Here is a 6,241-nt window from a genome sequence, read left to right as displayed (position 1 = left end):
ACCCAAAACCGTTCGGGGTGTCCGCAGTGACCAGGTACGAGTCCAAGACTCACTCCTGCTCACTGATTAGGAACGGTGGAGGAGGGAGACAGGGCGGAGCCCTGGCAACCGACGACAACGCCGCTGGGGGCACCGCCCACGGCCTTCAGGCAGTGGGGGGCGCGTGCCAGAAACCCGCGCCCCCGGCAAGCCCCGAAGACACCCCCTAAACCAGCGCCCCCAACGGATCGTCCAGGACCGGCTGCCAGGCCAGTTCGGCCGCGCCGACCAGGCTGTTGTGGTCCAGGCCGCACGGCAGGATGGGGACGCCGCCGCTCTGGCCCCACAGGCTGCGGTCGGCGACGACCGCGCGCAGGCGCTCGGGGTCGGCGTCGAGGAGTGCGCGGTGCAGTCCCCCGAGGATGATGCGGTCGGGGTTGAGGATGTTGACGAGGCCGGCGAGTCCCAGACCGAGGCGGTCGATGAGGGTCTCGGTGGCCGTGCGGACGGCCGGGTCGGCGTAGTGGCCGCGGATCAGGTCGTTGGACTGCTGGAGCAGTGACACCTCGGGGCCGGGCTCGCGGCCGGCCGCCGTGAGGAAGGCCAGCGGGTCGGTCTCCACGTCCAGGCAGCCGTGGCCGCCGCAGTAGCAGGGGCGGCCCTCGGGGTTGACGGTGAGGTGGCCGACCTCCAGGGCGAGTCCCGAACTGCCCATGTGGAGGCGGCCGTCGAGGACCAGCGCGCCGCCGACCCCGCGGTGGCCGGTGGCCACGCACAGCAGGTCCCGGGAGCCGCGTCCGGCACCGTGCCGGTGCTCCGCGAGTGCGGCGAGGTTGACGTCGTTCGCGGCGAACGCCGGGCCGTCGATACCGGCGGCGCGCACCTGCTCGGCGAAGATCCGCCGCACGGGCGCGCCCGCCGGCCAGGCCAGGTGGAGCGGGTTCAGGGCCAGCCCCTCCGGTTCCGCGACGGCGGACGGTACGGCGAGGCCCGCGCCGACGCAGCGGCGCCCGGTCTCCCGGAGGAGTTCCGCACCCGCCTCCACGACGGAGCCGAGCACCTTCGCCGGGTCCGCGTCGACGACCTCGCAGCCGGGCGCGGTGGCGACGATCCGGCCGCCGAGACCGACCAGGGCGGCGCGGAATCCGTCGGCGTGGACCTGGGCGGCGAGGGCGACGGGCCCGTCCTCGGCGACCGCGAGTCGGTGCGAGGGGCGCCCCTGCGAACCGGCCGCCGCGGCGGGACGGGCGTCGACCCGGATCAGGCCGAGCGCCTCCAGTTCGGCGGCGACCGCGCCGGCCGTGGCCCGGGTCACGCCGAGTTCGGCGGTGAGCACGGCCCGGGTGGGGGCACGTCCGGTGTGCACGAGCTCCAACGCGGGTCCGAGCGCGCCGCGCCCCCGGTCCAGCCGCGTCCTCGAGGTGGTCCCTTCCCCCGCCCGGGGGTCCGCCTTGCCGCTCATGAGGGGGAGTCTCCCACGACCGCGGGTGCGGGGTGCCTAGAGGCCGCTGACCCGGAGCGTGATGTTCAGCCGCCCGGTGAGCCCCAACTCGGGCGGTGCGGTGCCCGCGTGCACCCGGGGCACCCCGTGGTACGCGAGCCGGGACGGACCGCCGAAGACGAACAGGTCGCCGCTGCGCAGCTCGACGTCGGTGTAGGGGCGGGTTCTCGTCCCCGGGTTCCCGAAGCGGAAGACGCAGGTGTCGCCGAGGCTCAGGGACACCACGGGCGCGTCGGACCTCTCGTCGGCGTCGCGGTGCATGCCCATGCGGGCGTCGGAGCCGTAGAAGTTGATCAGCGCGATGTCGTACGGCGCGTCCGCCACCGCGTCGGCCCCCAGCGCGTCGCTCACCGCCCGGCGGCCGAGGTCGCCGAGCCGGTCCGGGAAGGCCTTCACGGGGGTGCCGTCGCCGTCGACGACGGTGCGGGCGTATCCGTACGGGTACCAGTGCCACCCGAGGCAGACCTGCCGCGCGGTCATCGTGCCGCCGCCGGGGGTGCGCACCGTGCGCAGTCCCGCCGGTGGGCGGGCCCACTCGCGGCAGGCGTGCAGCAGCTCGCGCTGCCGCTGCGGGTCCAGCCAGTCCGGCACGTGGACGGCGCCGGGCGCGGTCTCGGTACGAGTCCTGGGGAACAGCTCGGCGTCCATGTGTCCCATCCTGCCCGCGTCGCCCTTCCCTCGCGCCCGCCCCTCCCCCCGTCCCCTCGCGCCCGCCCACCCCCTGCACTGCCGTCCGGCACGGTCTGAGCTGCGGCTCGGCTAGCCTGGACGCACGATGAACGACCGCAACGACCGCAACGACCGCATGACGACTCCCTGGGGCGAGCACGTGCTGGCCCGCTTCCCCGAGGATCCGCGCGACCGGCTCCGCGCCTGGGACGCCTCCGACGAGTATCTGCTCGGGCACCTCGCGGATCAGGAGGTCCCGCTCACGGGCACGGTCGTGGTCCTCGGGGACCGCTGGGGCGCGCTGGTGACGGCGCTGGCGGCACACCGGCCGGTGCAGATCACCGATTCCCACCTCACCCGGGAGGCGACGCGCGCGAACCTGGAGCGAAGCGGCGTGGAGCCGGACTCCGTACGCCTGCTCACCACGCAGGACCCGCCGCCGGACCGCGTCGACGTGCTGCTGGTGCGGGTGCCGAAGAGCCTGGCGCTGCTGGAGGACCAGCTGCTGCGGCTGGCGCCCGCGCTGCACGAGGGCACGGTCGTCGTCGGCACGGGGATGGTCAAGGAGATCCACACCTCGACGCTCAGGCTGTTCGAGCGGATCGTCGGGCCGACCCGGACCTCGCTGGCGGAGAAGAAGGCCCGGCTCGTCTTCGCCGCACCGGATCCCTCGCTGAAGCGCCCCGCCAACCCCTGGCCGCTCGGCTACCGGCTCCCCGGCGACGTCGGGCCGCTCTCCGGCCGGTCCGTCGTCAGCCACGCCGGTGTGTTCTGCGCCGACCGGCTCGACATCGGCACCCGTTTCTTCCTCCGGCATCTGCCGGACACCGGCGGTGCCCGGCGGGTGGTGGACCTGGGCTGCGGCAACGGCGTGGTCGGTACGGCGGTGGCGCTGGCCGATCCCGCGGCCGAGGTGCTGTTCACCGACGAGTCCTTCCAGGCCGTCGCCTCCGCGGAGGCGACGTACAAGGCGAACGGTGCGGCGGGGCGGGCCCGGTTCCAGGTCGGTGACGGGCTGACCGGGGTGCCGGACGGCAGCGTCGACCTGGTGCTCAACAACCCGCCGTTCCACTCCCACCAGGCGACGACCGACGCCACGGCGTGGCGGATGTTCACCGGGGCGCGGCGCGCGCTGCGCCCCGGCGGCGAGCTGTGGGTGGTCGGCAACCGGCACCTGGGCTACCACGTCAAGCTGCGGCGCCTGTTCGGGAACAGTGAGCTGGTGGCGAGTGACCGGAAGTTCGTGGTGCTGAAGGCCGTCAGGAAGTAGTCGCCGTCAGGTGGCCGTCCGGGCCACCGCCTGGATGATCGTCGCCACCGCACGCGCCATGGCCTCCCGTCCGGCGGTGAGGTACCCGCGGGAATCGACCGCTTCGGGGTGTGCGGCGAGGAACTCCCTGATCGCTCCGGTCATGGCGAGGTTGAGCGCGGTGCCGACGTTGACCTTGGTGATGCCGCCCGCGACAGCCGCGGCGAGTTCGCCGTCCGGGACTCCGGAGGAACCGTGCAGCACGAGCGGCACGTCCAGCACGCCCGACAGCTCCTTGATCAGGTCGTGGTCGAGGGTGGCGGTCCGGGTGGTCATGGCGTGGGAGCTGCCGACGGCGACCGCCAGGGCGTCCACGCCGGAGTCGGCGACGAAGGCACGCGCCTCGACGGGGTCGGTGCGGGCTCCGGGCGCGTGGGCGTCGAGCGGCGGTGCGCCGTCCTTGCCGCCGACCTCCCCCAACTCGGCCTCGATCCACAGGCCCTGGGCGCGGGCCCAGTCGGCGGCGGCCCGGGTCGCCGCGAGATTCTCCGCGTACGGCAGCCGGGAGGCGTCGTACATCACGGAGCTGAAGCCGGCGTCCGCGGCCTGGCGCAGCAGGCCGTCGCTCCGGACGTGGTCGAGGTGCAGGGCGACGGGCACGGCGGCGCCCTCGGCGGCGGTGACGGCCGCGCGGGCCAGGGGCAGCAGACGGCCGTAGCGGTACTTCACGGCGTTCTCGCTGACCTGGAGGACGACGGGTGTGTGCACGGACTCGGCGCCGGTGACGACGGCCTCGACGTGCTCCAGGGTGATGACGTTGAAAGCGGCGACGGCGGTGTGTGCGGCCGCGGCGCGGCCGATCAGGTCGCCGGTGCTGGCGAGGGGCACGGTCTCTCCCTTCCCGGGCGTCGGATCCCGGGTCTCGGAGGCGTCAGAGGGGGCGGAGGGCGTCAGGGGGCGAGGATCACCGAGCGGGTGAGGTGACGGGGCCGGTCCGGGTCGAGGCCGCGGGCGGCGGCGACGGCGACGGCGAGGCGCTGCGCACGGACCAGTTCGGCGAGCGGGTCGAGCTCCCCGGGCACCCACATCGCGCCGGTGTCCCGGACCTGGTCGGCCAGTCCGTCGGGGGCCTCGCCGAACATCCAGGTGGCCGTGCCCGCGGCGCTGATGCTGATGGGTCCGTGCCGGTACTCCATGGCCGGGTACGCCTCGGTCCAGGACAGGGAGGCCTCGCGCATCTTCAGGCCGGCCTCGTTGGCGAGTCCGACGGTCCAGCCCCGGCCGAGGAAGGTGAACTGGGTGCGCTCGACGAGTCCTTCGGGCAGCTCGGCCGCGAGGGCGGTGCGGGCGTCGGCGACGACGGCGTCGGTGTGCAGGCCCAGGTGGGCGCGGAGCAGGGTGAGGGCGGTGGTCGCGAACCGGGTCTGCACGACCGACCGTTCGTCGGCGAAGTCGAGGACCACCACGTCGTCGGCGGCGGCCATGACGGGCGTGTCCGGATCGGCGGTGAGCGCGACCGTGCGGGTGCGGCCCCTCAGCGCCGCGAGCAGTTCCAGTACTTCGGTGGTGGTGCCGGAGCGGGTGAGGGCGACGACACGGTCGTACGCGCGGCCCCGCGGGAACTCGGAGGCGGCGAACGCGTCCGTCTCGCCCCGGCCCGCGTCCTCGCGCAGCGCCGCCGCCGACTGGGCCATGAAGTACGAGGTGCCGCAGCCGACGATCGCCACCCGCTCCCCCGCCGCGGGCAGCGCCGCCGTGTGCCCTGTCGCCTCCTCGGCGGCCCGTGTCCAGCACGCGGGCTGGCTGTTGAGCTCGTCCTCGACATACGTCATGCCGCACACTCCCCGATCACTGAGCCGTGCCCCGCCGAATCCGTCGAATCCGTCGATCCACCGATTGACCGATCCGTCGATCCACCGACCGCCGACTCTCGACTCCCGACTGTCTGATTGTTCTTGCAAGATATAGCGAGCTTTCAAGCAGAATCAAGCAATCCGAGGAGGAAGGGAGGTGCGCTAGGGTCGGCGGGAGATCGAGGAACGGAGGCGCGTATGTCGCGCGACGCCCGCTGGAAGGCGCTGCTGGAGCTGCTCGTGGAGCGCGGCCGGCTGGACGTCGAGGAGGCGGCGGCCGAGCTGGAGGTCTCGGCCGCGACGATCCGCCGTGACTTCGACCGGCTCGCCGAACAGCAGATGCTCGTGCGCACGCGCGGTGGCGCGGTCGTCCACGGGGTCTCGTACGAACTGCCGCTGCGCTACAAGACGGCCCGCCGCGCCTCGGAGAAGCAGCGCGTCGCGCAGGCCGTCGCCGCCCTGGTGGCACCCGGCGAGGCGGTGGGGCTGACCGGGGGCACGACCACGACCGAGGTGGCGCGTGCCCTGGCGGTGCGCGCCGACCTCGCCTCCGGCTCCCCCGCGCTGACCGTGGTCACCAACGCGCTCAATATCGCCAACGAGCTGGCCGTGCGGCCGCAGTTCAAGATCGTGGTGACCGGTGGGGTGGCCCGGGCCCAGTCGTACGAGCTGATCGGACCGCTCGCGGACGGGGTGCTGGGGCAGGTGACACTCGACGTCGCGGTGCTGGGCGTCGTCGCCTTCGACGTCGCGCACGGTGCCGCGGCCCACGACGAGGCGGAGGCCGCGATCAACCGGCTGCTGTGCGAGCGCGCCGAGCGCGTGGTCGTGGCGGCCGACTCCAGCAAGCTGGGCCGGCGGGCGTTCGCCCGGATCTGCGCGGCCGAAACGGTGGACACACTGGTCACGGACGGTGCGGCCGACCCCGAACTGGTGCGGCAGTTCGAGGAAGCGGGGGTCCGGGTCGTGACGGCCTAGTACGGCGAGGGC

The 6,241-nt window shown here is 73.9% G+C and carries 6 protein-coding genes; 2 read left to right on the top strand and 4 right to left on the bottom strand.

Translation table 11 applies throughout. The features are described 5' to 3' along the window. Nucleotides 1–205: 205 nt before the first annotated feature. Entirely contained in the window at nt 206–1,441 is a 1,236-nt protein-coding gene (locus ACP4IX_RS09955) for an ROK family protein (protein WP_426555281.1), read from the bottom strand. Between the two features lie 36 nt (nt 1,442–1,477). Further along, nucleotides 1,478–2,128: an alpha-ketoglutarate-dependent dioxygenase AlkB family protein gene (locus ACP4IX_RS09950; RefSeq protein ID WP_426555280.1), complete on the bottom strand. Its 651-nt coding sequence runs from the start codon at nt 2,126–2,128 to the stop codon at nt 1,478–1,480. Nucleotides 2,129–2,285: 157 nt separating this feature from the next. Here ACP4IX_RS09950 and ACP4IX_RS09945 point away from each other — a divergent pair, with 157 nt between their 5' ends. Next, complete coding sequence (locus ACP4IX_RS09945) at nt 2,286–3,419, top strand: methyltransferase (protein WP_426555286.1); 1,134 nt, start codon at nt 2,286–2,288, stop codon at nt 3,417–3,419. A 6-nt stretch (nt 3,420–3,425) separates the two neighbouring features. Here the strand turns inward: ACP4IX_RS09945 and ACP4IX_RS09940 are convergent, their stop codons facing one another. Further along, complete coding sequence (locus ACP4IX_RS09940) at nt 3,426–4,286, bottom strand: class II fructose-bisphosphate aldolase (RefSeq protein WP_426517996.1); 861 nt, start codon at nt 4,284–4,286, stop codon at nt 3,426–3,428. A gap of 62 nt (nt 4,287–4,348) precedes the next feature. Continuing rightward, nucleotides 4,349–5,230 carry an SIS domain-containing protein gene (locus ACP4IX_RS09935; protein ID WP_426555279.1) on the bottom strand — a complete coding sequence of 294 codons (882 nt, stop codon included), beginning with the start codon at nt 5,228–5,230 and terminating at the stop codon, nt 4,349–4,351. Nucleotides 5,231–5,449: 219 nt separating this feature from the next. Here ACP4IX_RS09935 and ACP4IX_RS09930 point away from each other — a divergent pair, with 219 nt between their 5' ends. Further along, the gene (locus ACP4IX_RS09930; protein ID WP_426518000.1) at nt 5,450–6,229 is read left to right on the top strand and encodes a DeoR/GlpR family DNA-binding transcription regulator; all 780 of its coding nucleotides are present in this window, start codon (nt 5,450–5,452) and stop codon (nt 6,227–6,229) included. The last annotated feature ends 12 nt before the right edge of the window (nt 6,230–6,241 follow it).

This window comes from Streptomyces sp. WG5, assembly GCF_049974565.1.
Classification (GTDB): Bacteria; Actinomycetota; Actinomycetes; order Streptomycetales; family Streptomycetaceae; genus Streptomyces.
Note: the sequence above shows the minus strand (reverse complement) of the source record. Positions and strands in the feature narration are given on the sequence as shown.